The following is a 24,443-nucleotide window of genomic DNA, read 5'->3' as shown; positions in this document are numbered from 1 at the left end:
ACTTGTTTCACTGGAGCCCCGCATGACCCTCGAACGTGATGCCGCCACCAACGTCGCCAAGGTATTGTCCGAAGCGCTGCCCTATATCCGCCGCTTCGTCGGCAAGACCCTGGTGATCAAGTACGGCGGCAACGCGATGGAGAGCGAAGAGCTCAAGACCGGTTTCGCCCGTGACATCGTGTTGATGAAGGCTGTCGGCATCAACCCGGTGGTGGTGCACGGTGGCGGGCCGCAGATCGGCGACCTGCTCAAGCGCCTGTCCATCGAGAGCCATTTCGTCGACGGCATGCGGGTTACCGATGCGCAGACCATGGACGTGGTGGAGATGGTGCTGGGTGGCCAGGTCAACAAGGACATCGTCAACCTGATCAACCGCCACGGCGGCAGCGCCATCGGCCTGACCGGCAAGGACGCCGAGCTGATCCGCGCGCGCAAGCTCACGGTGACTCGCCAGACGCCTGAAATGACCAAGCCGGAAATCATCGACATCGGCCACGTCGGGGAAGTCACCGGGGTCAACACCGATCTGCTGAACATGCTGGTCAACGGCGATTTCATTCCGGTGATCGCGCCTATCGGTGTCGGCCCGGACGGTGAGTCCTACAACATCAACGCCGATCTGGTAGCGGGCAAGGTGGCCGAGGCGCTCAAGGCCGAGAAGCTGATGCTGCTGACCAACATCGCCGGCTTGATGGACAAGGAAGGCAATGTACTGACCGGCCTGACCACCGAGCAGGTCGCCGGTCTGATCGCTGACGGCACCATCTATGGCGGCATGCTGCCCAAGATCCGCTGCGCACTGGAAGCGGTCCAGGGCGGCGTGACCACCTCGCACATCATCGACGGCCGCGTTCCCAACGCCGTGTTGCTGGAAATCTTCACCGACAGCGGTGTCGGTACCCTGATCAGCAACAAGAAAATCGGTTGATCCGACAGCGGTGCGCCAAACGCACCGCAGCGATCGCCGACGCGGCTTGCGCCGCTGCTACAGAGGGTTTTCGAGGAGCTTGACCAGTTGGGTTCGCTGCTGCGCAAAGCCGGCGTCGGCTTCGCTGCGCGATTGCTGCAGCCTGGCGATACGGGTTTGCAGCTCGGCGACTTGAGCGTGCACATCACGCAGCTGGTCGAGCATCGACGTCGACACCTCCTGACCTGCGCGTTCCTGGGCAGCAGCCTGCCCCTGCAATGTCGCCTGCTGACCCTGCAAGGTCTTCACGTTCGCCGTGGCCACGGCAATCAGCGCATCGATTTCCGCCCGACGACGGGCACTGGCCTTGTCCAGCTCTTCCAGCGATGGGTAGCGATCGAGCAGCTGTGCATCGGCCTGCGCCTGCACATCGGCCTGCTGCTTGAGACGCAGTTCCTCGGCCGTGGGTGCAGGCGGCACCGTCTGCACCACCCGACCGGTCTGGTTGAGCACCTGGTAACCCTTGCCCACGTACTCCGGGGGCACGCCCTGGCGATCCAGCACGGTCACGCCACGGCTATCGACGTAGCGATAGAGCAGCATGCCCGGCGCGTCGGCCGCCGTTGCTGGCAACATTGGCAGCAGGCTCATCGCCGCCACCGCCAGGCGCAGACGCACGTGCTCAGATACCGTATTGCGCACGGTAGGCTTCGACCGCCGGCAGATGCTGCTTGAGCTGCGCATCATCGGCGAGAAATTCCAGCACCTGGTTCAGCGAAACGATACTGACCACCGGCACGGCGAAGTCACGCTCCACCTCCTGAATGGCCGACAGCTCGCCGTTGCCACGCTCCTGGCGATTCAGGGCGATCATGACTCCAGCAGCAGTGGCACCCTGCTGCTGGATGATCTGCATCACTTCACGGATGGCCGTACCGGCGGTGATCACGTCGTCGATGATCAGCACGTTGCCGGCCAACGGCGAGCCGACCAGGCTGCCACCTTCACCGTGCGCCTTGGCTTCCTTGCGATTGAAGCACCAGGGCACGTCCAGCTGGTGCCTTTCGGCAAGTTGCACGGAAGTGGCGGCCGCCAGGGGAATACCCTTGTAGGCAGGGCCGAACAACACGTCGAAGGCAATGCCGCTGTCAACGATGGCTGCGGCATAATAGCGCGCCAGTTCGGCCAGTGCGGCGCCGGTATTGAACAGGCCGGCATTGAAGAAATAAGGGCTGGTACGCCCTGATTTCAGGGTGAATTCGCCGAAACGCAGAACGCCTCGATCAATGGCAAAACGAATGAAGTCGCGCTGATAGGCCTGCATCGAAAAAGTCCCGGATACCACGGATTTAGCTAATTAGGTAGAGCTCGGGTATCATACACGCACAAGATTTTTGGGGCCATGTATGCGGATCATCAGTGTGAACGTCAATGGTATTCAGGCGGCAGTCGAGCGCGGGTTGCTCAGTTGGCTGCAGGCCCAGAATGCCGACGTCATCTGCTTGCAGGACACCCGTGCTTCCGCCTTTGAACTGGACGATGCCGCCTTCCAACTGGACGGCTACTTCCTTTATGCATGCGATGCCGAAGTGCCCGCCCAAGGCGGCGTGGCGCTGTACTCGCGGTTGCAACCCAAGGCGGTCATCAGTGGGCTGGGTTTCGAGACAGCCGACCGCTACGGGCGTTATCTGCAGGCAGATTTCGACAAGCTCAGTATTGCCACCCTGCTGTTGCCCTCGGGCATGAACGGCGATGAAGACTTGAACCAGAAGTTCAAGCTCATGGACGACTTCGGCAAGTACCTGGACAAGCAACGGCGCAAGCGTCGCGAATACATCTACTGTGGCTCGCTGTATGTAGCGCAACAGAAACTCGACATCAAGAACTGGCGCGACAGCCAGCAGTCGCCGGGCTTCCTGGCACCCGAGCGCGCTTGGATGGACGAAATCGTCGGCAACATGGGTTACGTCGACGCACTGCGCGAAGTCAGCCGCGAAGGCGACCAGTACAGCTGGTGGCCCGACAACGAACAGGCCGAGATGCTCAACCTGGGCTGGCGCTTCGACTACCAGCTGCTCACACCTGGCCTGCGCCGTTTCGTGCGCAGCGCGCGCCTGCCGCGCCAGCCGCGTTTTTCCCAGCATGCGCCACTGATCGTGGACTACGACTGGACCCTGACGATCTGATCGCCAGGCACAAAAAAGCCGACCCTTCGAGGTCGGCTTTTTTGTTTGCTTCTTGCAGAGCTTGAAACACCACAAAAGGCCCTCTTCCACAAAAGGCCCGTTGCTATGAAAAGCTCGCCCCTGGAGAGAGCCTGCCCCCCCACAGAGGTTTGCATCACTCGCCCAAGGCGACTTTCTGCAAGGCGAAGATTTCTTCCATGCCGTGCTGAGCCAGTGCCAGCATGGCGTTCAGCTCGGCGGGCTGGAACGGCGCGCCTTCGGCGGTGCCCTGCACTTCGATGAAACCACCGGTGCTGGTCATCACCACGTTGAGGTCGGTCTCGGCGGCGGAGTCTTCCAGGTAGTCCAGGTCCAGGACCGGCTCGCCCTGATACATGCCCACCGATACTGCAGCGATCATCTGCTTGAGCGGATCGCCGCCTTTCAGGCCGCCGCGCTTCTTGACCATTTTCAAGGCATCGACCAACGCCACCATGGCACCGGTAATGGACGCGGTACGGGTACCGCCATCAGCCTGGATCACATCGCAATCGACGTAGAGGGTGATGTCGCCCAGCTTGCTCATGTCGAGCGCTGCGCGCAGCGAACGGCCGATCAGGCGCTGGATTTCCAGGGTGCGACCGCCTTGCTTGCCACGGCTCGCCTCACGCTGGTTACGGTCGCCGGTGGCGCGTGGCAGCATGCCGTATTCGGCGGTCAGCCAGCCTTGGCCCTGGCCTTTGAGGAAGCGCGGAACGCCGTTTTCGACGCTGACGGTGCAGATCACCTTGGTGTCGCCGAACTCTACCAGCACCGACCCTTCGGCGTGCTTGGTGTAGTTGCGAGTGATGCGGATCGAGCGGAGCTGATCGGCGGCGCGACCACTTGGACGTTTCATCGGGATACCTGTACTGGACTCAAATCTGACGGGCATTATAGGGCGTCCGACCACGAATTGCCCGCGCGGGGTCGGAGCGGGACATCGCAGATGGCCTCTGCGCGGGCACAGGGCTCGCCGCCCGCCCCCCTGCCACAGTGTGTGCGATGCCATGCGGGGATGGACAAGGCAGCATTGGGAGCCAGCGCCAGGTTGCGCTACAATCCTGCGCCTCGATTCATCCTCCACCGCCTGCGAGGTTTCCCCCCATGGTGCACAGCATGACCGCCTTCGCCCGCTGCGAACGCGCCGCGGCCCAGGGCACCCTGAGCTGGGAGCTGCGCTCGGTCAATCACCGCTACCTGGAACCGCACCTGCGCCTGCCCGAGGCCCTGCGCGACCTCGAAGGCTCGGTGCGCGAAGCTCTGCGCCAGGGCCTCTCGCGCGGCAAGGTCGAATGCACCCTGCGCTACACCGAGGAAACCGGCGGCCAGCCCCTGCAGGTCGATCGTGAACGCGCCACCCAACTGATAGCCGCCGCCGAGACCATCGCCGGCTTGATCAAGCAGCCTGCGCCACTCAACCCGCTGGAAGTGCTGGCCTGGCCTGGCGTGCTGGTGGCCGATGCCAGCGATCCGCAGGCCTTGAGCACGGCGGCCAACGAATTGTTCGCTCAGGCGCTGGCCGAGCTGAAGCATGGCCGCGTGCGCGAAGGCGCCGAACTGGCCCGACTGATCAACGACCGGCTCGATGCCATGAGCAGCGAGGTCGCCACCCTGCGCAGCCTGGTACCGCAGATGCTCAGCACGCAACGGCAGAAGATCCTCGATCGCTGCGCCGACCTGCAGGTCGAACTCGATCCGCAGCGCCTGGAGCAGGAAATGGTCCTGTTGGCGCAGAAAAGCGACGTGGCCGAAGAGCTCGATCGCCTCGCCACCCACGTTACCGAAGTGCGTCGCGTGCTCAAGGCCGGCGGCGCCGCCGGCCGACGCCTGGATTTCCTCATGCAGGAACTCAACCGCGAAGCCAACACCCTGGGCTCCAAAGCCTTCGACCCACGTAGTACGCAGGCTGCCGTCAACCTCAAGGTGTTGATCGAGCAGATGCGTGAACAAGTGCAGAACATTGAGTAAGGCCAACCCGTCATGAACCACAGCAGCGGCACCCTGTACATCGTTTCGGCGCCTTCGGGCGCTGGCAAGACCAGCCTGGTCAAGGCCCTGATCGACGCCCAGCCGTCCATTCGCGTCTCGGTCTCGCACACCACCCGCGCCATGCGGCCAGGCGAAGCCTGCGGCGTGAACTACCACTTCGTCGACCGCGAAACCTTCATAGACATGATCGGCCATGGCGATTTCCTGGAGCAGGCCGAAGTGTTCGGCAACCTCTACGGCACGTCCCAGAGCCACCTGCAGCAGACGCTCGACGAAGGCCACGACCTGATCCTGGAAATCGACTGGCAAGGCGCCGAGCAGGTGCGTCGGCTTATGCCAGGGGCGCGCTCGATCTTCATTCTGCCGCCTTCGCAACTGGCGCTGCGCCAGCGCCTGACCAACCGCGGCACCGACAGCGACGAGATCATCGAGACGCGCATGCGCGAAGCGGTCAGCGAGATGAGCCACTATGTGGAATACGATTACCTGATCATCAACGACGACTTCGCCTCGGCCCTGGAAGACCTGAAAGCGGTGTTTCGCGCCAACCGCCTCCAGCAGCAGGCGCAGCAGCAAAGGCACGGCAATTTGCTGGCCGAGCTGCTTGCCTGAAAACAAAGCTTCCCTAAACGCTGGTGATTTTTTAAACTGTCTAGTCCGCTCGCCCATCCGGGCTGCGCGCATAATCGCATTTGCTACGAGGAAGACCATGGCCCGCGTAACCGTTGAAGACTGCCTAGAACACGTGGATAACCGTTTCGAGCTGGTCATGCTCTCCACCAAACGCGCTCGCCAACTGGCGACCGGCGGCAAAGAGCCGAAAGTGGCGTGGGAAAATGACAAGCCTACCGTGGTAGCCCTGCGTGAAATCGCCGAAGGCCTGATCGACTATGCTGCTATCGCTGAAGCTGAAATCGTTGAAGACGAGCCCCTCTTCGCAGCGTTCGAAGACGAGGCCAACGAGGCCGTCTGAGTCCATGCCCGGTCGACGCTGTACGGCGCGAGGTTCTATCCCACATCGGCAGGAGGTTTTCCCTTGCCGAGCATAGACGCCCTCGCCGATCGCCTGTCGACCTACCTCGGCAAGGAACAGGTCAACCTGGTCCGCCGAGCGTACTTCTACGCCGAACAAGCCCACGACGGCCAACGCCGTCGCAGCGGTGAAGCCTACGTCACGCATCCGCTGGCGGTGGCAGGCATTCTCGCCGACATGCACATGGACCATCAGAGCCTGATGGCGGCCATGCTGCACGATGTGATCGAAGATACCGGTATCGCCAAGGAAGCACTCAGTGCCCAGTTCGGCGAAACCGTGGCCGATCTGGTCGACGGGGTCAGCAAGCTGACCCAGATGAACTTCGAGACCAAGGCCGAGGCCCAAGCGGAAAACTTCCAGAAAATGGCCATGGCCATGGCCCGGGATATCCGCGTCATTCTGGTCAAGTTGGCCGACCGCCTGCACAACATGCGCACCCTCGAGGTGCTGTCCGGTGAAAAGCGCCGGCGCATCGCCAAGGAAACCCTGGAGATCTACGCGCCCATCGCCAACCGCCTGGGCATGCACAACGTGCGCGTCGAATTCGAGGACCTGGGCTTCAAGGCCATGTACCCGATGCGCTCGGCGCGTATCTACCAGGCCGTCAAGCGCGCCCGGGGCAATCGCAAGGAGCTGGTCAACAAGATCGAGCAGTCCCTGGCCCATTGCCTGTCGGTGGATGGCATCGAGGGCGATGTCAGCGGGCGGCAGAAACACATCTATGGCATCTACAAGAAGATGCGCGGCAAGCGTCGTGCCTTCAACGAGATCATGGATGTGTATGCGTTCCGCATCGTGGTCGACAAGGTCGACACCTGCTACCGCGTGCTGGGCGCCGTGCATAACCTGTACAAGCCGCTGCCGGGTCGCTTCAAGGACTACATCGCGATCCCCAAGGCCAATGGCTACCAGTCGCTGCACACCACCCTGTTCGGCATGCACGGCGTGCCCATCGAAATCCAGATCCGCACCCGTGAAATGGAAGAGATGGCCAACAACGGCATCGCTGCCCATTGGCTGTACAAGTCCAGCGACGACGAACAGCCCAAGGGCACCCATGCCCGTGCCCGCCAGTGGGTCAAGGGCGTGCTGGAAATGCAGCAACGTGCCGGCAACTCGCTGGAATTCATCGAGAGCGTGAAGATCGACCTGTTTCCGGACGAGGTCTACGTGTTCACCCCCAAGGGTCGCATCATGGAGCTGCCCAAAGGCTCCACCGCGGTGGACTTCGCCTATGCGGTGCACACCGACGTGGGCAACAGCTGCATTGCCTGCCGCATCAACCGACGCCTGGCTCCGCTCTCCGAGCCGCTGCAGAGCGGCTCGACGGTGGAAATCGTCAGCGCGCCCGGCGCCAGGCCCAACCCGGCCTGGCTCAACTTCGTGGTCACCGGCAAGGCCCGCACGCACATTCGCCACGCCCTGAAGCTGCAGCGCCGCTCCGAGTCGGTGAACCTGGGCGAGCGCCTGCTCAACAAGGTGCTCAATGGTTTCGACAGCGCTCTGGACACGATCCCCGCCGAGCGCATTCAGGCGATGTTGGCCGAGTACCGCCTGGAACTCATCGAAGACCTGCTCGAAGACATCGGCCTGGGCAACCGCATGGCCTATGTAGTGGCTCGACGCCTGCTGGCGACCGATGGCGGCGAGCAGCTGCCAAGCCCCGAGGGGCCGCTGGCCATCCGCGGCACCGAAGGCCTGGTGCTCAGCTATGCCAAGTGCTGCACGCCGATTCCCGGCGACCCGATCGTCGGTCACCTGTCGGCGGGCAAGGGCATGGTGGTCCACCTGGAAAACTGCCGCAACATCAGCGAAATCCGCCACAATCCAGAGAAGTGCATCCAGCTGGGCTGGGCCAAGGACGTCACGGGCGAGTTCAATGTCGAACTGCGCGTGGAGCTCGAACACCAGCGTGGCCTGATCGCGCTGCTGGCCAGCAGCGTCAACGCGGCCGATGGCAACATCGAGAAAATCAGCATGGACGAACGCGATGGCCGCATCAGCGTGGTCCAGCTGGTGGTCAGCGTGCACGACCGCGTGCACCTGGCCCGCGTGATCAAGAAACTGCGCGCCCTGGCAGGCGTCACCCGTCTCACGCGTGTGCGTGCGTGAGGCGCAGAACCTTCATTTCAAGGAGCTGTTCATGACCAAGACCGTAATCACCAGCGACAAGGCCCCGGCCGCCATCGGCCCCTATTCCCAAGCCATCAAGGCCGGCAATACCGTCTACATGTCCGGCCAGATCCCACTGGATCCCACTACCATGGAGCTGGTCGAAGGGTTCGAAGCCCAGACCGTGCAGGTCTTCGAGAACCTCAAGTCGGTGGCCGAGGCGGCCGGTGGTTCGTTCAAGGACATCGTCAAACTCAACATCTTCCTGACCGACCTGGGCCATTTCGCCACGGTCAACGAAGTGATGAGCCGCTATTTCCAGCAGCCCTATCCGGCCCGTGCCGCCATTGGCGTTGCCGCCCTGCCCAAAGGTGCGCAGGTTGAAATGGACGCTATCCTGGTCATCGAATAAGCCGCTTCGCGCGCTGCGGCCACTGGCTGCAGCGCCGTTCGCCAGCAAGGACTTCCTTCATGCGTCACGCGCTCGCCCTATCTCTGGCCGCCCTGTTTCTGGGCGGCTGCGCCAGCCACGAAAACGTGGACCCCAACGGCGTCTGGATCAATCAGAAAGCCATCGATGCCGCGGCCAAGGGCGCAAGCCTGCGCCAGGCGCTGCTGGCCAACGGCCCGACCCTGGAGTGGTCGATCGACACCGTGGCCGGCCAGGCCCGGTTCAGCAATGGCTTCGAAGAGGGCGAAGGCAAGCTGCTGCCCCAGGCCGACGGCCAGCTCAAGGTGGACTTCTACGGTAACGGCGAAGACACCCTGAAGGTCGACGGCGATACCCTGCAGCAGGCAGCGAGCGATAACACCCCGGTGCAGACGTTCAGCAAGTCGGCGACGCCCGTGCGTGCGGACACGCCAGCGGGCAGCACCTTCGAGCAGGCACTGTACACCGCCTACATGGGTGGCGACTGGAAAGTGGTCGAGGGCCCGGGCAAGGGCGGCGTGGCGCACTTCCTTCCCGACGGCCGCATCGACGGGCTGGCCGGCCTGGATCGCTATGCGCTGTGCCTGGCGGGCGACTGCGCCGCCATGAGTGGCGAGTTCGACAGCATGTGGCTGGAGCAGCAACAGCGCGGCAATGCGTTCATCTTTCGTCGCAACGGCAATCAGCTGGAAATCCTGCAGGCGCTCAACCAGGCCCAGGATGACGAAATGCCCAACCTGGTGCCCGGCACCCGGCGCTGGTTGCTCAGCAAGTAACACCAGGCGAATGCACGACTATCGTTCCAGCAAGGCTGCGTAGCCTTCACGGTAGGTGGGGTACTGCGGCAGCCAGCCGAGCGCCTTGGCGCGCGCATTGCTGCAGCGCTTGGAACCGGTGCGGCGAATGCTCTGGGTCTGCGACCGATGGGTGACGCCAAGGTACCCCCGCAGCCAGTCCACGACCTCGTGCAGTGCTGCCGGGGCGTCGTCGACACCTATATAGCAATCGTCCAGCACCTCACCCCGAGCATCCGCTTGCAGCACGAACGCCAGCAGGCCGGCGGCATCGTCCGCGTGAATGCGGTTGCCATACAGCGGTGGCTGCGACGCGACCTGATACCCCTCGCGCACCTGAGCCGCCAACCGCTCACGGCCAGGACCATAGATGCCGGTCAAGCGCACAACGGTCGCCGGCACCGGGGCGTTCAGCGCCAGTTGCTCGGCCTTGCGCATCAGCTGCCCGGAAAATCCGCCTGGCGCTACCGGCGAGGTCTCATCGACCCACTCCCCTTCGCTCTGTCCGTACACGCTGCTGCTGGACACGAAGACTATTCGACTGGGTGTCTGCCGGTTCTCTGCCAACCAGGCCAGCACATGGCCCAGACCGTCGACATAGGCCGCCTGATAACCCGCCTCGTCATGCTGGGTGGCGGCCACGCAATACAGCAGGTAATCCAGGGGCTCCCGTGGCCAGGCGTCGGGGCATCGTGCCTGATGCAGGTCGGCAGCGACGCCGAGCACACCGGTGGGCAGCTGCTCGACCTGTCGCCGCAGGCCGTACACGCGCCAGTCCAGCGCCAACAGACGGCGGGCGACGCGACTGCCGATATCGCCGCAACCGGCTATCAATACAGTGGGTGAGGTCATGCGCAGGGCTCCTGAAAGTCAGGCGTCGAGCCTACCTGCGCCGGGGCTTTTGCGGCCAGCGGAATTAAATAAGTTACATTATTACTTTTGCTAACAAGAATTACTTGCAATAATACTTCCCCAATCTGTTCTCGGCCTTTCGCGAGGCCTTGAAGAACGTTGACCCCTTTTTCTCTCTTCTCAGGTCCGGCCAGCATGATTCGCAAACACCCTTCCGCTTCGCCAAACCAGCCACGCGCATGGCGCGCCATTGCAGCGTTGCTGCTGGGCCTGGCCATCGTCCCGCTGTCATTCGCCGACGCCACCGCTCCGAACACTGCACCCAACACCGCGCCCGCCAGCACCGCGGCACCGGCCAATGCCGTGCCTGCCGCAGCTCCTGCGCAGGGATCGGAGCAGCTGGCCCCTGCGCCGGCCGAGCAGGCGCTGGTCGAAGACACCACCCTGGGTATGGGCCACGACCTGTCACCCTGGGGCATGTACCAGAACGCCGACATCGTGGTGAAGGCCGTGATGATCGGCCTGGCCATCGCCTCGATCATCACCTGGACCATCTGGATCGCCAAGGGCTTCGAGCTGTTGGGCGCCAAGCGTCGCCTCAAGGGTGAAATTGCCGCGTTGAAGAAGGCTGCCAACCTGAAGCAGGCAAGCGAGACCGCCACCCGCAAGGGCACGCTGGCCAACCTGCTGGTACACGACGCGCTCGAAGAAATGCACCTGTCGGCCAATGCCCGCGAGCGTGAAGGCATCAAGGAGCGCGTGAGCTTCCGTCTCGAGCGCCTGGTAGCTGCCTGCGGCCGCAACATGAGCATGGGCACCGGCGTGCTGGCCACCATCGGTTCCACCGCACCCTTCGTCGGCCTGTTCGGCACCGTGTGGGGCATCATGAACAGCTTCATCGGCATCGCCAAGACCCAGACCACCAACCTGGCGGTGGTCGCACCCGGCATCGCCGAGGCCCTGCTGGCCACGGCACTGGGCCTGGTGGCGGCCATTCCCGCGGTGGTCATCTACAACGTTTTCGCCCGCTCCATCGCCGGCTACAAGGCGCAGGTATCGGACGCTTCGGCGCAGGTGCTGCTGCTGGTCAGCCGCGACCTGGACCACCAGCCAGGCGAGCGTGCAGCTCAGCCGCAGATGGTCAAGGTGGGCTGACCTATGGGCCTGCACCTGAACGAAGGCGGCGATGATCTCGCCGAGAACCATGAAATCAACGTGACGCCGTTCATCGACGTCATGCTGGTGCTGCTGATCATCTTCATGGTCGCCGCCCCCCTGGCGACCGTGGACATCAAGGTCGACCTGCCCGCGTCCACCGCCAAGCCGGCGCCGCGGCCCGAAAAACCGGTATTCCTGAGCGTCAAGGCCGATCAGAACCTGTACGTGGGCGATGACCGGATCGAGCGTGCGCAGCTGGGCCAGATTCTCGACGCCAAGACTCACGGCAACAAGGACACGACCATCTTCTTCCGGGCCGACAAGGGCGTGGATTACGGCGACCTGATGGAAGTGATGAATACCCTGCGCGGCGCGGGCTACCTGAAGGTAGGCCTGGTCGGACTCGAGACGGCAGCCAAGCAATGATCACGACGCGCCAGAAAACGACGCGTTATGGTGCCAGCCTGGCGGTAGTCCTCGGCGTGCATGCAGTGGCCGTGGTGATTGCCTTGAACTGGCCCGCGCCGCAGCCTATCGAGCTGCCGCCGCAGGCCATGATGGTGGAGATGGCGCCGCTGCCCGAGCCTGCGCCACCGCCGCCACCCCAGGTCGTCACACCCCCTCCGCCGCCTGAACCGGTGGTCGAGGATCCGTTGCCGAAGCTGGCCGAAGCGCCCAAGCCGACCATCTCCGTGCCCAAGCCGACGCCGCCCAAGCCCAAGCCCAAACCGCAGCCGCCCAAGGTCGAGAAGAAACCCGAACCGCCCAAGGAGCAACCGCCGGCCGAACAGACCGTCGACAGCCGCCCTGCCCCACCGCAACCGGCCAAGCCGGCAGCGCCCGCGCCAAGTGTGCCATCCAACAGCAACGCGCTGCCCAGCTGGCAGAGCGACCTGCTGCGTCATCTGGCCAAGTACAAGAAATACCCCGAAGACGCGCGTCGTCGCGGCATGACCGGGGTCAACCGCTTGCGCTTCGTGGTGGACGCCGACGGCAAGGTGTTGTCTTACTCACTGGCCGGCGGTTCAGGCAGTGCCGCACTGGATCGGGCGACCATGGAGATGATCCGTCGAGCGCAACCCTTGCCCAAGCCGCCGGCCGAGATTCTGGTCAACGGCAGCCTGGAAGTGGTCGCACCTTTCGTCTACTCGCTGGACAAGCGCTGAATCGCGGATATTGATGCGTTTCAGCACGGTTGATAACGTGCGTCTATCGGTTGCAGCCGCTATGCTGGGCTCGCAACTTCATGGACGCACGTTATGACCCTCACAGAATTGCGCTACATCGTTACCCTGGCCCAGGAACAACACTTCGGCCACGCTGCCGAACGCTGCCACGTCAGCCAGCCTACCCTGTCGGTAGGCGTCAAGAAGCTCGAGGACGAGCTCGGCGTGCTGATCTTCGAACGCAGCAAGAGCGCCGTGCGCCTGACCCCGGTGGGTGAAGGCATCGTCGCCCAGGCACAGAAGGTGCTCGAGCAGGCCCAGGGCATTCGCGAACTGGCCCAGGCCGGCAAGAACCAGCTGACTGCCCCGCTCAAGGTCGGCGCCATCTACACCGTCGGCCCGTACCTGTTCCCGCACCTGATTCCGCAGCTGCACCGCGTTGCGCCGCAGATGCCGCTGTACATCGAGGAAAACTTCACTCACATCCTGCGCGACAAGCTGCGCAACGGTGAGCTGGACGCAGTGATCATCGCGCTGCCGTTCAATGAAGCCGATGTACTGACCTTGCCGCTCTATGACGAGCCGTTCTACGTGCTGATGCCTGCCGACCACCCGTGGACGCGCAAGGAAACCATCGACTCGGGCCTGCTCAACGACAAGAGCCTGCTGCTGCTGGGTGAAGGCCACTGCTTCCGTGACCAGGTGCTGGAAGCCTGCCCCACCCTGACCAAGGGTTCGGAGGGTGCCAAGCACACCACCGTCGAGTCCAGTTCGCTGGAAACCATTCGACACATGGTCGCGTCGGGCCTGGGTGTTTCGATCCTGCCGCTGTCGGCAGTCGACAGCCATCACTACGCCCCCGGCATCATCGAAGTCCGCCCACTGACCCCGCCGACGCCGTTCCGCACCGTGGCCATCGCCTGGCGCGCCAGCTTCCCGCGACCCAAGGCGATCGAGATCCTCGCCGACTCGATCCGCCTGTGTTCGGTGGCCAAACCGGTGGGCCGCGACACGCCATGACCGAGCTGGCTCAGGTAGCGGTCACTGCGCTCAAGGGCGTGGGCGAGGCCATGGCGGAAAAACTCGCCAAGGTCGGTCTTGAAAACCTGCAGGACGTGTTGTTCCACTTGCCCCTGCGCTATCAGGACCGTACCCGCGTGGTGCCGATCGGCGCCCTGCATCCCGGCCAGGATGCGGTCATCGAAGGTGTAGTCAGTGGTGCCGACGTGTCCATGGGCAAGCGGCGCAGCCTACTGGTGCGCCTGGGCGACGGCAGTGGCTCGTTGAGCCTGCGCTTCTATCACTTCAGCAATGCTCAAAAGGAGGCGCTCAAGCGCGGCACGCACCTGCGTTGCTACGGCGAAGCGCGGCCCGGCGCTTCGGGGCTGGAGATCTACCACCCCGAATACCGCGTCCTGACCGGTGAAGAAGACATTCCGGTCGAACAGAACCTGACGCCGATCTACCCGACCACCGAAGGCCTGACCCAGCAGCGTCTGCGTCAGTTGTCCCAGCAGGCCCTCGACCTGCTGGGGCCGCGCAGCCTGCCCGACTGGTTGCCCCTGGAGTTGGCGCGCGAGCATCGACTGGCGCCGCTGGACGAAGCGATCCGCTACCTGCATCGTCCACCACCGGACGCCGATCTCGAGGAGCTTGCGGTCGGTCATCACTGGGCTCAGCACCGCCTGGCCTTCGAAGAGCTGCTGACCCATCAGCTTTCGCAGCAACGCCTGCGCGAAAGCCTGCGTGCCCAGCGCGCACCCGCCCTGCCCCTGGCCAAAGACCTGCCGGGGCGCTATCTGGACAACCTGGGTTTTGCGCCAACCGGCGCTCAACGTCGCGTGGGTGCCGAGATCGCCTACGACTTGAGCCAGCCAGAGCCTATGTTGCGCCTGGTGCAGGGCGACGTTGGTGCGGGCAAGACAGTAGTGGCGGCCCTCGCGGCACTGCAAGCGCTGGAAGCGGGCTATCAGGTGGCCCTGATGGCGCCGACCGAGATTCTCGCCGAACAGCATTTCATCACCTTCCAGCGCTGGCTCGAACCGCTGGGCATCGAAGTCGCGTGGCTGGCCGGCAAGCTCAAGGGCAAGGCGAGGGTCAGTGCACTGGAGCGTATCGTCGGCGGCGCGCCCATGGTGGTGGGTACCCACGCGCTGTTTCAAGCCGAGGTGCAGTTCGCCCGCCTGGCCCTGGTGATCATCGATGAGCAGCATCGTTTCGGCGTGCAGCAACGTCTGGCGCTGCGGCAGAAAGGCGTGGGCGGCACCCTGTGCCCGCACCAGTTGATCATGACCGCCACGCCCATCCCGCGGACCCTGGCCATGAGCGCCTACGCCGACCTCGACACCTCGGTGCTCGACGAGCTGCCACCCGGGCGCACGCCGGTCAACACGGTGCTGGTGGCCGACAGTCGTCGCCCGGAAGTGGTGGAGCGGGTGCGCGCCGCCTGTGCCGAGGGCCGCCAGGCCTATTGGGTCTGCACCTTGATCGAGGAATCCGAAGAGCTGACCTGCCAGGCCGCGCAGAGTACCTTCGAAGAGCTGACCCTGGCCCTTGGCGAGCTGCGCGTCGGACTGATCCACGGGCGCATGAAGCCGGTCGAGAAGGCCGCGGTGATGGCGCTGTTCAAGGCCGGCGAACTGCAGCTGTTGATCGCTACCACGGTGATCGAAGTCGGGGTCGATGTACCCAACTCCAGCCTGATGATCATCGAGAACCCGGAACGCCTCGGGCTTGCCCAGCTTCACCAGTTGCGCGGTCGGGTTGGTCGCGGCAGTGCCGCCAGCCACTGCGTGCTGCTCTACCACCCCCCACTGTCGCAGATCGGCCGGGAACGGCTGGGCATCATGCGCGAGACCAATGACGGCTTCGTGATCGCCGAAAAGGACCTGCAGCTGCGGGGCCCTGGCGAGATGCTCGGCACCCGGCAGACCGGACTGCTGCAGTTCAAGGTCGCCGACCTGATGCGCGACGCCGACCTGCTGCCGGCCGTGCGCGACGCTGCTCAAGTGCTGATCGAACGCTGGCCCGGGCACGTCACGCCGCTGCTGGAACGCTGGCTGCGCCACGGGCAGCAATACGGTCAAGTCTGACGCGCGCCGGAAACTTGCGCGATAGAGGTCTCGGTTTCCCAGACAAGCTGAGTATACTGAGACGAATGTAGGACAATGGATGCAGACCATGAATGAATATGCGCTGGAAGCCGTCACTCCGCACGCCGCCTCGGTGATCCAGAAGATGCTCGACGATTTCGGCATCGCCTGGAGCCAGGTGGACGCAAAGCACGTGACCGCTGCCGATGCCAGTCGTACGATCCAGGCCGTGCTGCTGGCCGATGCGATCGGCGCGCTCATGGTGCTGTTTCCGCAGAGCAAGCTGCTGGACCTCAGCCGCCTGGCCGAATTGACTGGGCGCAAGCTCACCGCGGTGCCCGAAGAGCGCCTGATGAAGATGCTGGGCAAGCACCAGCTGACCGTGCTCCCGGCCCTGCCGATCCTCACCAGTTCGCCGTGCCTGTACGATGAGCGCCTGATGCTCGAACCCACACTGCTGATCAGTTCCGGGGAACCGGGTACATGGCTGGAGATCAGCGGCAACGATTTCCGCAAGATGCTCACCAAGGCCAGCTCAGGCGTGTTTGGCGAACCACTGGCCAATGTTCGCCCCAACCTCGATCGCCCCGACGACGACAGCCAGGAAATCGATCGCGCCGTGCAGAATTTCACTGCACGGCGAATCCAGCAGCGCCTGGAGTCGACCATCGAGATTCCACCGCTGGCGGCCACTGCGCAGAAAATCATCAAGCTGCGTGTCGACCCCAACGCGACCATCGACGACATCACCGGCGTGGTCGAAACCGACCCGGCGCTGGCCGCGCAAGTGGTCAGCTGGGCCGCTTCACCCTACTACGCGTCACCGGGCAAGATCCGTTCGGTGGAAGATGCCATCGTCCGCGTGCTGGGTTTCGACCTGGTCATCAACCTGGCGCTGGGCCTCGCCCTGGGCAAGACCATGAGCCTGCCCAAGGATCATCCTCAGCACGCCACGCCCTACTGGCACCAGTCCATCTATGTCGCGGCGGTGATCGAAGGCCTGACGCGTGCCATGCCTCGGGCCAGTCGTCCGGAGGCAGGCCTCACTTACCTGGCCGGTCTGCTGCACAACTTTGGCTACCTGCTGCTCGCCCACGTCTTTCCGCCGCATTTTTCCTTGATCTGTCGCCACCTGGAGGTCAATCCGCATCTGCAACACGACTTCGTCGAGCAGCACCTGCTGGGTGTTACCCGCGAGCAGATGGGTGCCTGGCTGATGCGCTATTGGGAAATGCCGGAAGAGCTGAGCACGGCGCTGCGCTTTCAGCATGACCCTGGCTACACCGGCGAGCACGCCGCCTACGCCAACCTGGTCTGCCTGGCCATCCGCTTGCTGCGCAGCCGCGGTATCGGCAGTGGCGAGCAACACATTCCGGACGCCCTGCTCGAACGCCTGGAGCTGAGCCGAGACAAGGCCGAAGATGTCGTGAGCAAGGTGCTGGAAGCCGAAGCGCTGTTGCGCGAGCTGGCCCACCAGTTCGACTGACCGGTGCGCGGGTGCCTCAGCGCTTTTTCGGCCTGAGGTACTTCATCGCGCCCTGGAACCACACGACCAGTGCCGGATTGCCCTTGATCTGAATGTGCTTGTCCTGGATGCCTTGCATGAAGGCCAGCTGTTTATTGCTGGCCTGCAAGGTGTCGTAGCCGTATCCGGCATCCCTGAAGGCAATCGCGAAGGCCGGCTGCGCCACGCTGCCGCTGCGGCTGGTCACGCGTTGATCACGCACGGTGAAGTGCCGGGCGATCTTGCCGTCCTGTGTCTGCAGCTGGAACACCAGGTCCTTGTCCTTGAGTTGCTGGGCGAATGCCGGATTGTTGCGGCTGGCGCGGGCCATCATCAGGCCCATGGCCCAGAGCAGAAGGCGGAATTTCATGGCGAAGTCTCGGCACGGGAAAGTGCCGGCGAGTGTACCGGCAATGCCTTGGCCAAGGCAGCCCGGCTACGCCTGGGCACGATGTTTGGCAGGTATGCCGGCAGTGGCGGCGGCGCGTACGTCGCAGGCACCCGGCGAACCGGGTGCCATGGGACTGCGCTCAGCGGCGCGGCAGCAGACACCTCACTTGGTGGTGTTCACGCTGTCCTTGAGAGATTTCCCAGGCTTGAAGGCAACGGTATTGCTGGCCTTGATCTTCACCGGCTCGCCGGTCTGCGGATTCTTGCCGGTGCGGGCGCCGCGGTGACGCTGGATGAAGGTGCCGAAGCCCACCAGGGTGACACTGTCCTTGCGATGCAGTGCGCCGGTGATTTCTTCGAGTACGGCATTCAAGACGCGGTTGGCCTGTTCCTTGGTCAGGTCCGCTTTTTCAGCAATGGCATCTACGAGCTCTGGTTTACGCATGGTGAAGCCTCTCATTGACGGTTTTTGTTTTTATTGGCGGCTGCCTGGAGGACGGCGACGCCCAACTCGCCGCAGGCTCTACGCTGCGGCAGACGGAGTGAGAATGGCACGCTGCACGAGGGCGCGCCAGTGTCTGCCACGGGTTTGTTGCGGCCAGATGCCGGTTATTCCGACAGAACGGCGCCGATCCGCACGCCGGGCCTGCCTGTGGGTAGCAATCAGCCGATCTCGATCATTTCGAAATCCATCTTGCCCACGCCACAATCGGGGCAAAGCCAGTCTTCGGGCACGTCTTCCCAGCGGGTTCCGGGGATGATCCCGTCCTCGGGCCAGCCATCGGCTTCGTTGTAGATCAGGCCACAGACGATACATTGCCACTTCTTCATCATTTCCCCTTGGTATTCAGGCGGTCTGGCGGGCGCTCGATGGTGTGACGTTGTCGCCCGGCTCTCGCGGTTTGTACTGATCAACGCCGTGCGATGCAAGCTTCATCAGGCGCGGGCAGCCAATCGGCGTTGGCAAACATGATAAGCTCGGCGTCTTTCCGGCCGACCCGATCCACTACCGTGCCCCACTCAGGATACCCCTCCCCCGATTGGCAATGCCTGGCCAATGCCGAACCGCTGGTACACGACTGGCTGTTCGACCCAGGCTCCCTGACCCGCCGCTTGGTCCAGCTCAGCGATGATCATTTCGGCGTCACCGTGCTGCTGCAGGACTGGCAGCCGCTGCGCGATGAAGAGTGCCTGATGCTGGGTGTGCCGTCGGCCAGCCAGGGTTGGGTGCGCGAGGTCTGCCTGCTCGGCCACGGCCAGCCATGGGTGTTCGCCCGCAGCGTGGCGGCGCGCAGCAGCCTGCAGGCCAGCGACCTGGATCTGCAGGCGCTGGGCAACCGTTCGCTGGGCGAGCTGTTGTTCTGCGACCCGGCGTTCGTCCGCGGCCCCATCCAGACCTGCCGCTACCCGGCCCGGTGGCTGCCCGCGCAGCAGGCTGGCGAGGGCCTGTGGGCGCGGCGCTCGCGTTTCGACCGTGGGCCGTTGGCAGTGCTGGTTGCCGAAGTATTCCTGCCGCCGCTGTGGCACGCCGTTCGTACCCAAGTGGAGAGCCGTTGATGTACCAGAGCCTGCTCAAGTCGCTGAACCGGCTGAACCCGCGCGCCTGGGATTTCGTTCAGCTCACGCGCATGGACAAGCCCATCGGCGTCTACCTGCTGCTCTGGCCGACGCTGTGGGCCCTGTGGATCGCCGGCGAAGGCCGGCCTTCGGCGGCCAACCTGGTGATTTTCGTTACCGGCGTGGTGCTGATGCGTGCGGCCGGCTGCGTGATCAACGATTTCGCCGACCGCAAGGTCGACGGGCACGTCAAGCGTACCGAAGCGCGGCCACTGGTCAGCGGCAGGATCAGCAGCAAGGAGGCACTGGTGTTCTTTGCCGTACTGGTCAGCATCAGTTTCATTCTGGTGCTGTGCACCAACGCCCAGACCATCGGCCTGTCGGTCGGCGGTCTGGTATTGGCGGCGAGCTACCCGTTCATGAAGCGCTACACCTACTACCCACAGGTGGTGCTGGGCATGGCGTTCTCGTGGGGCATGCCGATGGCGTTCACCGCCGAAACCGGCGAGCTGCCAGCCGCCGCCTGGCTGCTGTGGATCGCCAACCTGCTGTGGACGGTGGCCTACGATACCTATTACGCCATGACCGACCGCGACGACGACCTGCGCATCGGGGTGAAGTCGACCGCCATCCTGTTCGGCGCTGCCGATCGGTTGATCATCGTCATTCTACAGGGGCTGGCGCTGGCCTGCCTGCTGCTGGCCGGCGCGCGGTTCGGCCTCGGCGGCTGGTTTCATGCAGGCCTGGCGGTAGCCGCCGTGTGCTTCGGCTGGCAGTGGTGGCACAGCCGCGAGCGCGAGCGGATGGCCTGCTTCAGGGCGTTTCTGCACAACCACTGGGTGGGCCTGGCGATTTTCGTCGGTATCGTGCTCGACTATGCGTTGCGTTGAGGGGCGTTGCGTCGATGCCGTCCCTGGCAGCTGCAGCGTAGCGCGCGAAGCGGATCAGTCTTCTACAGGGCGCGCCACCTGCCAGGCATTCTCCTTCTTGCCATCGCCACTGGTTTCGCCAGGCTTCTTGTCGCCCTTGTAGGTGTACAGCGGGCTGCCCATGTAGGCCCATTGCAGGCTGCCGTCGTCGCGGCTGAGCACGGTCCAGTCGCCATCGTCGCTGGCGCCCTTGTCGGCCATCAGCGGCGGCCAGTTCTTGGCGCAGTCGGCGTTGCACGTCGATTTGCCGTCTTCGTCCTCGGCGTAGGTATAGAGCGTCATGCCGCGACCATCGACGAATGCCTTGCCCGGTTCCAGGCGCGGATGATCGGCGGCCATCGCCATGCCGGACAGCGTCAGCGCCAAGGCGCCACACAGGGCCGTCCAGGCCGAAGTCGTGCGAGTCTTCATGAGTGCTTCTCGTCTTCAATGAACAGGGATTTACAGCTTAGTACAGTCTGACTAATTTGATACGCTCGAACACCTGTCACACGACTGCAATAATTGCGTTATCTAATGCGGCGCATGACAGGGTAATGACAAGAGGTTCGCACAATGGCTGGCAGGAGCATTCTCATCGTCGACGATGAGGCACCGATCCGCGAAATGATCGCCGTGGCCCTGGAAATGGCAGGCTACGACAGCCTTGAGGCGGAGAACGCGCAGCAGGCCCACGCGATCATCGTCGACCGCAAACCCGATCTCATCCTGCTCGACTGGATGCTGCCCGGCACCTCGGGCATCGAATTGGCCCGGCGCCTCAAGCGCGACGAGCTGACCGGCGATATCCCGATCATCATGCTCACCGCCAAGGGCGAGGAAGACAACAAGATCCAGGGCCTGGAAGTCGGTGCCGACGACTACATCACCAAGCCGTTCTCGCCGCGCGAACTGGTGGCCCGGCTCAAGGCCGTGCTGCGCCGCGCCGGCCCCAGCGATGGCGAATCGCCGATCGAAGTCGGCGGCCTGCTGCTCGACCCGATCAGCCATCGCGTCACCATCGACGGCAAGCCTGCCGAAATGGGCCCCACCGAATACCGCCTGCTGCAGTTCTTCATGACCCATCAGGAGCGTGCCTACACCCGCGGGCAGTTGCTCGACCAGGTCTGGGGTGGCAACGTCTATGTCGAAGAGCGCACCGTGGACGTGCATATCCGGCGCCTGCGCAAAGCCCTGGGTGACGCCTACGAAAATCTGGTACAAACCGTGCGCGGCACCGGTTACCGCTTCTCCACCAAGAGCTGAACCGGCAGGCTTTCACAGCAAAGGATGCGCGATACGTGAAACAAGACTGGTATGCCACCCTGGTGCGTCACATGCTGCTGCTGGTGGCGGGGTGCCTGTTGGTCGGGATGCTCACTGGCCACTACGGCTGGTGCCTGGCAGCGGGGCTGGCGGTGTACCTGGCCTGGACCCTCAAGCAACTGTTGCGCCTGCACCGCTGGCTGCGCGAGCACCAGCCCGACCAACCGCCGCCCGACGGTTATGGCCTGTGGGGTGAAGTGTTCGACAGCATCTATCACATGCAGCGCCGCGATCAGCGCGCGCGCGGGCGGCTGCAGGCCGTGATCGACCGCGTGCAGGAGTCCACTGCGGCGCTGCGCGATGCGGTGATCATGCTCGACGCCGACGGCAACCTGGAATGGTGGAACCGCGCCGCCGAAACCCTGCTGGGGCTCAAGACCCCACAGGACAGCGGCCAACCGGTGACCAACCTGATACGCCATCCACGCTTCAAGGAATACTTTGCGCACGAGCAGTACGCCGAGCCTCTGGAAATCCCCTCGCCGGTCAACGACCGCCTGCGCGTGCAGTTTCTGATCACCCGCTACGGCAACAACGAACACCTGATGCTGGTGCGCGATGTGACCCGCATTCATCAGCTGGAGCAGATGCGCAAGGATTTCGTGGCCAACGTGTCCCACGAGCTGCGCACGCCGCTGACGGTGATCACCGGCTACCTGGAAACCCTCCTGGACAACGTCGAAAACGTCAATCCACGCTGGACCCGGGCCCTGCAGCAGATGGAGCAGCAAGGCGTGCGCATGCAGACCCTGCTCAACGATCTGCTGTTGCTGGCCAAACTGGAAGCCACCGACTACCCCTCGGACAACCTGCCGGTGGCGGTCACGCCTCTGCTGCAGAGCATCGTCAGCGACGCGCGGGCCTTGTCCGGACCGCGTAACCAGACGATCAGCCTGGACATCGAAAACGATGTACTGCTCAAGGGCAGCGAGGCCGAGTTGCGCAGTGCGTTCTCCAATCTGGTGTTCAACGCGGTGAAATACACGCCGGAACAGGGGACCATCCGTGTGCGCTGCTGGGCCGATGCCCAGGGCGCCCATCTGCGGGTCCAGGATTCGGGAATCGGCATCGACGCCAAGCACCTGCCGCGCCTCACCGAACGCTTCTACCGAGTGGACTCGAGCCGGGCTTCCAACACCGGCGGTACCGGGCTGGGCTTGGCCATCGTCAAGCACGTGCTGCTGCGCCATCGGGCCACGCTGGAGATCAGCAGCGTGCCGGGCCGTGGCAGCCTCTTCACCTGCCACTTCTCGGCGGTGCAGGTAGTGATCCGGTAACCGCGCAGGGCGCGATCCTGTCGCAGGCGCGGTCATTGGCCGCGAAGCAGGCGCTGCGGTCTGCAGGGGGGAGCGCGGCGCGCCCTTCGCGGCCACGGACCGCTCCTACGGGAATCGTGGTGTTCCTGTAGGAGCGGCCATTGGCCGCGAAGCAGGCGCTGCAGTCTGTTGGGAGAACGCTGCATATGGCAGCCTTATCGGCGCACCCCACTAGGCAAGTGCCCGCCCAGCCGTTACATTGCCAAACACATTACCCGCGCCGGGTATCGCCTCACTTCCCTTCCAGCACACGGACACCGTAAAACGCCACCATGGACCCTTCCACAGGCATCTCCCTTTCGTCATTGTTCGCCGACTTCGGCATGATTCTTTTCGCTCTGTTCCTGGTATTGCTCAACGGCTTCTTCGTTGCCGCCGAGTTCGCCATGGTCAAACTGCGCTCGACCCGCGTGGAAGCCATCGCCAAGAAGCATGGATGGCGCGGCAGCATCCTGCGTACCGTGCACAGCCAGCTGGACGCCTACCTGTCCGCCTGCCAGTTGGGCATCACCCTGGCCTCGCTGGGCCTGGGCTGGGTCGGTGAACCGGCGTTCGCGCACATACTCGAACCCCTGCTGGGCGCAGTCGGCGTGCAGTCGCCGGAAGTGATCAAGGGCGTGTCGTTCTTCAGTGCCTTCTTCGTCATCTCCTACCTGCACATCGTGGTCGGCGAGCTGGCGCCCAAGTCCTGGGCGATCCGCAAGCCCGAGCTGCTGTCGATGTGGACGGCTGTGCCGCTGTATCTGTTCTACTGGGCGATGTACCCGGCCATCTACCTGCTCAACGCCAGCGCCAACGGCATTCTGCGCATCGCCGGCCAGGGCGAGCCCGGCCCGCACCACGAACATCACTACAGCCGCGACGAGCTCAAGCTGATCCTGCATTCGAGCCGTGGCCAGGACCCCAGTGACCAAGGCATGCGCGTGCTGGCGTCGGCAGTGGAGATGGGCGAGCTGGAAGTGGTCGACTGGGCCAACTCCCGCGAAGACCTGGTGAGCCTGGAATTCAACGCGCCGCTCAAGGAAATCCTGGCGATGTTTCGCCGGCATAAATTCAGCCGCTATCCGGTGTACGACACCGAGCGCGAGGAATTCGTCGGCCTGTTGCACATCAAGGACCTGCTGCTGGAGCTGGCCGCACTCGACCACCTGCCGGAGTCGTTCAACCTGGCCGAGCTGACCCGCCCGTTGGAGCGCGTATCGCGGCACATGCCGCTGTCGCGCCTGCTGGAGCAGTTCCGCAAGGGCGGCGCACACTTCGCCTTGGTGGAGGAAGCAGACGGCAAGATCATCGGTTATCTGACCATGGAAGACGTGCTGGAAGTCTTGGTCGGCGATATTCAGGACGAACACCGCAAGGCCGAGCGCGGCATCCTCGCCTATCAGCCCGGCAAGTTGCTGGTGCGTGGCGACACGCCGCTGTTCAAGGTCGAGCGGCTGTTGGGCGTGGACCTGGATCACATCGAGGCGGAAACCCTGGCAGGCTTGATCTACGAGACCCTCAAGCGGGTGCCCGAGGAAGAAGAGCTGCTGGAAGTCGAAGGGCTGCGCATCATCATCAAGAAGATGAAGGGGCCCAAGATCATCCTGGCCAAGGTGCTCAAGATCGAGTGATGTGTGGCAGGTCGGTACTAGCTGCGAGCAGGCCGGGCACTGTGCAGTGACCTTGCTGGCCTCTTCGCGGGTAGAACCCGCTCCCA

27 protein-coding genes are annotated in these 24,443 nt (G+C 63.7%); 19 read left to right on the top strand and 8 right to left on the bottom strand.

Annotated features, from left to right (window positions below; translation table 11 throughout):
- Window positions 1–22: 22 nt before the first annotated feature.
- Window positions 23–928, top strand: a complete 906-nt coding sequence (gene argB, locus IFT80_RS15440; RefSeq protein ID WP_043192190.1) for an acetylglutamate kinase — start codon at window positions 23–25, stop codon at window positions 926–928.
- A gap of 57 nt (window positions 929–985) precedes the next feature.
- Here argB and IFT80_RS15435 read toward each other — a convergent pair whose 3' ends face one another.
- Window positions 986–1,579, bottom strand: coding sequence for a DUF4124 domain-containing protein (locus IFT80_RS15435; RefSeq protein WP_192137901.1), 594 nt, complete (start codon window positions 1,577–1,579; stop codon window positions 986–988).
- 10 nt (window positions 1,580–1,589) lie between these two features.
- Complete coding sequence (gene pyrE, locus IFT80_RS15430) at window positions 1,590–2,231, bottom strand: orotate phosphoribosyltransferase (protein WP_122479964.1); 642 nt, start codon at window positions 2,229–2,231, stop codon at window positions 1,590–1,592.
- 82 nt (window positions 2,232–2,313) lie between these two features.
- Here pyrE and IFT80_RS15425 point away from each other — a divergent pair, with 82 nt between their 5' ends.
- Window positions 2,314–3,093, top strand: a complete 780-nt coding sequence (locus IFT80_RS15425) for an exodeoxyribonuclease III (protein WP_043192186.1) — start codon at window positions 2,314–2,316, stop codon at window positions 3,091–3,093.
- Between the two features lie 154 nt (window positions 3,094–3,247).
- Here IFT80_RS15425 and rph read toward each other — a convergent pair whose 3' ends face one another.
- Window positions 3,248–3,970, bottom strand: a complete 723-nt coding sequence (gene rph / locus IFT80_RS15420; protein ID WP_122479965.1) for a ribonuclease PH — start codon at window positions 3,968–3,970, stop codon at window positions 3,248–3,250.
- Between the two features lie 248 nt (window positions 3,971–4,218).
- Here rph and IFT80_RS15415 point away from each other — a divergent pair, with 248 nt between their 5' ends.
- The 6 genes from IFT80_RS15415 to IFT80_RS15390 all read left to right on the top strand — a co-directional run bounded on the left by IFT80_RS15415 (window position 4,219) and on the right by IFT80_RS15390 (window position 9,457).
- Window positions 4,219–5,082 carry a YicC/YloC family endoribonuclease gene (locus tag IFT80_RS15415; RefSeq protein WP_122479966.1) on the top strand — a complete coding sequence of 288 codons (864 nt, stop codon included), beginning with the start codon at window positions 4,219–4,221 and terminating at the stop codon, window positions 5,080–5,082.
- 12 nt (window positions 5,083–5,094) lie between these two features.
- Window positions 5,095–5,715, top strand: coding sequence for a guanylate kinase (gene gmk / locus IFT80_RS15410; RefSeq protein WP_192137832.1), 621 nt, complete (start codon window positions 5,095–5,097; stop codon window positions 5,713–5,715).
- 97 nt (window positions 5,716–5,812) lie between these two features.
- Entirely contained in the window at window positions 5,813–6,076 is a 264-nt protein-coding gene (rpoZ, locus tag IFT80_RS15405; protein ID WP_043192179.1) for a DNA-directed RNA polymerase subunit omega, read from the top strand.
- Between the two features lie 63 nt (window positions 6,077–6,139).
- Window positions 6,140–8,251, top strand: a complete 2,112-nt coding sequence (spoT, locus tag IFT80_RS15400; RefSeq protein ID WP_122479968.1) for a bifunctional GTP diphosphokinase/guanosine-3',5'-bis pyrophosphate 3'-pyrophosphohydrolase — start codon at window positions 6,140–6,142, stop codon at window positions 8,249–8,251.
- A gap of 31 nt (window positions 8,252–8,282) precedes the next feature.
- Window positions 8,283–8,663 (top strand): RidA family protein, encoded by a 381-nt coding sequence (locus IFT80_RS15395; protein WP_122716145.1) that lies wholly within the window; start codon window positions 8,283–8,285, stop codon window positions 8,661–8,663.
- Between the two features lie 59 nt (window positions 8,664–8,722).
- Window positions 8,723–9,457, top strand: coding sequence for a hypothetical protein (locus IFT80_RS15390; RefSeq protein ID WP_122479969.1), 735 nt, complete (start codon window positions 8,723–8,725; stop codon window positions 9,455–9,457).
- Window positions 9,458–9,475: 18 nt separating this feature from the next.
- Here the strand turns inward: IFT80_RS15390 and IFT80_RS15385 are convergent, their stop codons facing one another.
- Window positions 9,476–10,327 (bottom strand): SDR family oxidoreductase, encoded by an 852-nt coding sequence (locus IFT80_RS15385; RefSeq protein WP_192137831.1) that lies wholly within the window; start codon window positions 10,325–10,327, stop codon window positions 9,476–9,478.
- Between the two features lie 195 nt (window positions 10,328–10,522).
- Between IFT80_RS15385 and exbB the strand changes: the two genes are divergently transcribed.
- The 6 genes from exbB (at window position 10,523) to IFT80_RS15355 (ending at window position 17,229) form a co-directional block, all read left to right on the top strand.
- Entirely contained in the window at window positions 10,523–11,482 is a 960-nt protein-coding gene (exbB, locus tag IFT80_RS15380) for a tonB-system energizer ExbB (protein WP_192137830.1), read from the top strand.
- Window positions 11,483–11,485: 3 nt separating this feature from the next.
- On the top strand, window positions 11,486–11,911 hold the full coding sequence (gene exbD / locus IFT80_RS15375; protein ID WP_122479972.1) for a TonB system transport protein ExbD: 426 nt from the start codon (window positions 11,486–11,488) through the stop codon (window positions 11,909–11,911).
- Complete coding sequence (locus tag IFT80_RS15370; RefSeq protein WP_122479973.1) at window positions 11,908–12,651, top strand: energy transducer TonB; 744 nt, start codon at window positions 11,908–11,910, stop codon at window positions 12,649–12,651. The genes exbD and IFT80_RS15370 overlap by 4 nt, the downstream gene beginning before the upstream one ends.
- Before the next feature lie 93 nt (window positions 12,652–12,744).
- Window positions 12,745–13,671, top strand: coding sequence for a hydrogen peroxide-inducible genes activator (locus IFT80_RS15365; RefSeq protein ID WP_122716044.1), 927 nt, complete (start codon window positions 12,745–12,747; stop codon window positions 13,669–13,671).
- Window positions 13,668–15,743 carry an ATP-dependent DNA helicase RecG gene (recG, locus tag IFT80_RS15360; protein WP_192103090.1) on the top strand — a complete coding sequence of 692 codons (2,076 nt, stop codon included), beginning with the start codon at window positions 13,668–13,670 and terminating at the stop codon, window positions 15,741–15,743. Before IFT80_RS15365 ends, recG begins: the two co-directional genes overlap by 4 nt.
- Window positions 15,744–15,831: 88 nt before the next feature.
- Window positions 15,832–17,229, top strand: coding sequence for an aminoacyl-tRNA deacylase and HDOD domain-containing protein (locus tag IFT80_RS15355; RefSeq protein ID WP_192137829.1), 1,398 nt, complete (start codon window positions 15,832–15,834; stop codon window positions 17,227–17,229).
- 16 nt (window positions 17,230–17,245) lie between these two features.
- Here IFT80_RS15355 and IFT80_RS15350 read toward each other — a convergent pair whose 3' ends face one another.
- The 3 genes from IFT80_RS15350 to IFT80_RS15340 form a co-directional block, all read right to left on the bottom strand.
- Complete coding sequence (locus IFT80_RS15350; RefSeq protein ID WP_122479975.1) at window positions 17,246–17,617, bottom strand: helicase; 372 nt, start codon at window positions 17,615–17,617, stop codon at window positions 17,246–17,248.
- Window positions 17,618–17,800: 183 nt separating this feature from the next.
- On the bottom strand, window positions 17,801–18,082 hold the full coding sequence (locus IFT80_RS15345; protein WP_122479976.1) for an HU family DNA-binding protein: 282 nt from the start codon (window positions 18,080–18,082) through the stop codon (window positions 17,801–17,803).
- Between the two features lie 218 nt (window positions 18,083–18,300).
- Entirely contained in the window at window positions 18,301–18,468 is a 168-nt protein-coding gene (locus IFT80_RS15340) for a rubredoxin (protein ID WP_122479977.1), read from the bottom strand.
- Window positions 18,469–18,648: 180 nt separating this feature from the next.
- Between IFT80_RS15340 and IFT80_RS15335 the strand changes: the two genes are divergently transcribed.
- Window positions 18,649–19,194, top strand: coding sequence for a chorismate--pyruvate lyase family protein (locus tag IFT80_RS15335; protein ID WP_446730959.1), 546 nt, complete (start codon window positions 18,649–18,651; stop codon window positions 19,192–19,194).
- Window positions 19,194–20,084: a 4-hydroxybenzoate octaprenyltransferase gene (gene ubiA / locus IFT80_RS15330; RefSeq protein WP_192137827.1), complete on the top strand. Its 891-nt coding sequence runs from the start codon at window positions 19,194–19,196 to the stop codon at window positions 20,082–20,084. The genes IFT80_RS15335 and ubiA overlap by 1 nt, the downstream gene beginning before the upstream one ends.
- Window positions 20,085–20,138: 54 nt before the next feature.
- On the opposite strand, the gene IFT80_RS15325 is transcribed toward ubiA, so the two are convergent.
- The gene (locus tag IFT80_RS15325; protein WP_122479980.1) at window positions 20,139–20,534 is read right to left on the bottom strand and encodes a COG4315 family predicted lipoprotein; all 396 of its coding nucleotides are present in this window, start codon (window positions 20,532–20,534) and stop codon (window positions 20,139–20,141) included.
- Window positions 20,535–20,678: 144 nt separating this feature from the next.
- Between IFT80_RS15325 and phoB the strand changes: the two genes are divergently transcribed.
- The 3 genes from phoB to IFT80_RS15310 all read left to right on the top strand — a co-directional run bounded on the left by phoB (window position 20,679) and on the right by IFT80_RS15310 (window position 24,357).
- The gene (phoB, locus tag IFT80_RS15320; RefSeq protein ID WP_122479981.1) at window positions 20,679–21,368 is read left to right on the top strand and encodes a phosphate regulon transcriptional regulator PhoB; all 690 of its coding nucleotides are present in this window, start codon (window positions 20,679–20,681) and stop codon (window positions 21,366–21,368) included.
- A gap of 71 nt (window positions 21,369–21,439) precedes the next feature.
- Window positions 21,440–22,705 carry a phosphate regulon sensor histidine kinase PhoR gene (gene phoR, locus IFT80_RS15315; RefSeq protein ID WP_197975906.1) on the top strand — a complete coding sequence of 422 codons (1,266 nt, stop codon included), beginning with the start codon at window positions 21,440–21,442 and terminating at the stop codon, window positions 22,703–22,705.
- 311 nt (window positions 22,706–23,016) lie between these two features.
- Window positions 23,017–24,357 (top strand): hemolysin family protein, encoded by a 1,341-nt coding sequence (locus IFT80_RS15310; RefSeq protein WP_043192150.1) that lies wholly within the window; start codon window positions 23,017–23,019, stop codon window positions 24,355–24,357.
- Window positions 24,358–24,443 lie beyond the last annotated feature (86 nt).

Source organism: Pseudomonas sp. CFBP 8771 (genome assembly GCF_014841695.1).
Classification (GTDB): Bacteria; Pseudomonadota; Gammaproteobacteria; order Pseudomonadales; family Pseudomonadaceae; genus Aquipseudomonas; species Aquipseudomonas baltica.
The sequence above is the reverse complement of the archived record's forward strand: the minus strand, read 5'-3'. Positions and strand labels throughout refer to the sequence as shown.

Excerpts from the sequence above, each read along its gene's own strand:
- IFT80_RS15355 (WP_192137829.1), top strand. The coding sequence starts at position 15,832 with ATGAATGAATATGCGCTGGAAGCCGTCACTCCGCACGCCGCCTCGGTG.
- IFT80_RS15365 (WP_122716044.1), top strand. The coding sequence starts at position 12,745 with ATGACCCTCACAGAATTGCGCTACATCGTTACCCTGGCCCAGGAACAA.
- pyrE (WP_122479964.1), bottom strand. The coding sequence starts at position 2,231 with ATGCAGGCCTATCAGCGCGACTTCATTCGTTTTGCCATTGATCGAGGC.
- IFT80_RS15370 (WP_122479973.1), top strand. The coding sequence starts at position 11,908 with ATGATCACGACGCGCCAGAAAACGACGCGTTATGGTGCCAGCCTGGCG.
- IFT80_RS15325 (WP_122479980.1), bottom strand. The coding sequence starts at position 20,534 with ATGAAGACTCGCACGACTTCGGCCTGGACGGCCCTGTGTGGCGCCTTG.
- ubiA (WP_192137827.1), top strand. The coding sequence starts at position 19,194 with ATGTACCAGAGCCTGCTCAAGTCGCTGAACCGGCTGAACCCGCGCGCC.
- IFT80_RS15345 (WP_122479976.1), bottom strand. The coding sequence starts at position 18,082 with ATGCGTAAACCAGAGCTCGTAGATGCCATTGCTGAAAAAGCGGACCTG.
- IFT80_RS15425 (WP_043192186.1), top strand. The coding sequence starts at position 2,314 with ATGCGGATCATCAGTGTGAACGTCAATGGTATTCAGGCGGCAGTCGAG.
- recG (WP_192103090.1), top strand. The coding sequence starts at position 13,668 with ATGACCGAGCTGGCTCAGGTAGCGGTCACTGCGCTCAAGGGCGTGGGC.
- IFT80_RS15415 (WP_122479966.1), top strand. The coding sequence starts at position 4,219 with ATGGTGCACAGCATGACCGCCTTCGCCCGCTGCGAACGCGCCGCGGCC.
- phoB (WP_122479981.1), top strand. The coding sequence starts at position 20,679 with ATGGCTGGCAGGAGCATTCTCATCGTCGACGATGAGGCACCGATCCGC.
- exbD (WP_122479972.1), top strand. The coding sequence starts at position 11,486 with ATGGGCCTGCACCTGAACGAAGGCGGCGATGATCTCGCCGAGAACCAT.
- rpoZ (WP_043192179.1), top strand. The coding sequence starts at position 5,813 with ATGGCCCGCGTAACCGTTGAAGACTGCCTAGAACACGTGGATAACCGT.
- IFT80_RS15385 (WP_192137831.1), bottom strand. The coding sequence starts at position 10,327 with ATGACCTCACCCACTGTATTGATAGCCGGTTGCGGCGATATCGGCAGT.
- exbB (WP_192137830.1), top strand. The coding sequence starts at position 10,523 with ATGATTCGCAAACACCCTTCCGCTTCGCCAAACCAGCCACGCGCATGG.
- IFT80_RS15340 (WP_122479977.1), bottom strand. The coding sequence starts at position 18,468 with ATGAAGAAGTGGCAATGTATCGTCTGTGGCCTGATCTACAACGAAGCC.
- rph (WP_122479965.1), bottom strand. The coding sequence starts at position 3,970 with ATGAAACGTCCAAGTGGTCGCGCCGCCGATCAGCTCCGCTCGATCCGC.
- argB (WP_043192190.1), top strand. The coding sequence starts at position 23 with ATGACCCTCGAACGTGATGCCGCCACCAACGTCGCCAAGGTATTGTCC.
- IFT80_RS15395 (WP_122716145.1), top strand. The coding sequence starts at position 8,283 with ATGACCAAGACCGTAATCACCAGCGACAAGGCCCCGGCCGCCATCGGC.
- IFT80_RS15350 (WP_122479975.1), bottom strand. The coding sequence starts at position 17,617 with ATGAAATTCCGCCTTCTGCTCTGGGCCATGGGCCTGATGATGGCCCGC.
- gmk (WP_192137832.1), top strand. The coding sequence starts at position 5,095 with ATGAACCACAGCAGCGGCACCCTGTACATCGTTTCGGCGCCTTCGGGC.
- phoR (WP_197975906.1), top strand. The coding sequence starts at position 21,440 with ATGCTGCTGCTGGTGGCGGGGTGCCTGTTGGTCGGGATGCTCACTGGC.
- IFT80_RS15310 (WP_043192150.1), top strand. The coding sequence starts at position 23,017 with ATGGACCCTTCCACAGGCATCTCCCTTTCGTCATTGTTCGCCGACTTC.
- IFT80_RS15390 (WP_122479969.1), top strand. The coding sequence starts at position 8,723 with ATGCGTCACGCGCTCGCCCTATCTCTGGCCGCCCTGTTTCTGGGCGGC.